The following is a 1,391-nucleotide window of genomic DNA, read 5'->3' as shown; positions in this document are numbered from 1 at the left end:
CTGCTGCGCATATGGACCGAGCGCCGCGTGGAGACCGTAGACCTCGTTGTTGACGCGGTAGGGCACCTCCTCCGCCGGACATGCGAGGGCGAGGCCGGGCAGCCGCCGCAGGAGCTCCGGCAGCGCGATCCGCAGCTCGGCGCGGGCCAGTGGCGCGCCGAGGCAGTGGTGCGGGCCGTGCCCGAAGGCCAGGTGCGACACGGGCCGGCGCCCGATGTCGAACAACTCCATCCCCGCACCGAGCGCCGGATCGCGGTTGGCCACCGGCAGCTGGCAGACGACCTGGTCACCGGCCTTGACCGGCACCCCGCCGATCTCGGTGTCACGGCGTGCCGTCCGGGCCAGCGCGGTGCTGGACACCGACAGGTAGCGCAGCAGCTCCTCGACCGCGGAGTCGAGCACCGGATCGCCCTCCGCGGCACCGCGCAGACGCTCCGCCTGCTCCGGGTGCGACAGCAGGGCGAGCACGCCCAGCCCGATCGTGTTGGACACCGTGACGTGCCCCGCGAGCAGCAAAAGCTCGCAGACACCGACCAGTTCGGCGTCCGACACCGCGCCGCCGTGCTCCCGGACGAGCATGCCGATCATGCCGTCGTCCGGGCTCCGGCGCTTCTCCGCCACCAGCGAGGCCACGTACTCGCGCGACTCCCGGCCCGCCGCGATCCGCTCCTCCAGGGGGAGTCCGAGATCCAGCGTGGTCCGGGACCAGCGATGGAAGTCCGCCCGGTCCGGGTCGGGCACGCCGAGCAGGCCGCAGATCACCCCGAGCGGCAGCGGCAGCGCGAAGGCGTCCATCAGGTCCGCCGCGCGGTCCCCCGCCTCCATGGCGTCGATCAGCTCGCCGACCAGGGCGCGGATCACCGGGTCCAGCGAGCGGATCCGCTTCCCGGTGAACTCCGGTGTCAGGACGTGGCGCAGCCGCGTGTGCTCCGGCGGGTCCATGTTGAGCAACTCGTCGGGCAGGATCGGGGCGCGTTCCGGGTCGTACATCGCGAACGTCTCCTGGTCCGCCAGCACCCGGCGGACGTCGGCGTGCCGGGTGACGAGCCAGTACTCGCCGGTCCGGTGCAGCCAGAAGTCCCGCACCCGCCGGACGGGTTCCTCCCGCTGGGCCTCCCCCAGCGCCGCGCCCGGGTCGAGCCCGTCGCGACGGTAGAAGATCGAGACCGGCGGCACTTCCTGCGCACTCATGGAGCCTCCCCTGACCACCCGGACATCGACTTCCCGATACCCAGGTGATCGCGTCGCTGCGCGCCCGGGACCCGGTCCCGTACGGCGCGCAGGGGCGCGGAAGCCTTGAACGTGCGCCCTCCCCGAGCCGGAGCCGCCCCCTGCGGCGCGCCCCGGGCCCCTCCTCCCCGGGCTTGCCTTCCCCGGGTGGGTCCGTCGGC

General features: G+C 73.7%; 1 protein-coding gene. It reads right to left on the bottom strand.

What is annotated here, in order from left to right:
* Positions 1-1,191, bottom strand: a 1,191-nt coding sequence (locus tag ACFCX4_RS36255; RefSeq protein WP_376151743.1) for a cytochrome P450, incomplete at its 3' end; no start/stop codon positions are given.
* Between the last annotated feature and the right edge of the window lie 200 nt (positions 1,192-1,391).

The sequence above is a fragment of the Kitasatospora sp. NPDC056327 genome, from assembly GCF_042261735.1.
Taxonomy (GTDB): Bacteria; Actinomycetota; Actinomycetes; order Streptomycetales; family Streptomycetaceae; genus Kitasatospora.
Note: the sequence above shows the minus strand (reverse complement) of the source record. Positions and strands in the feature narration are given on the sequence as shown.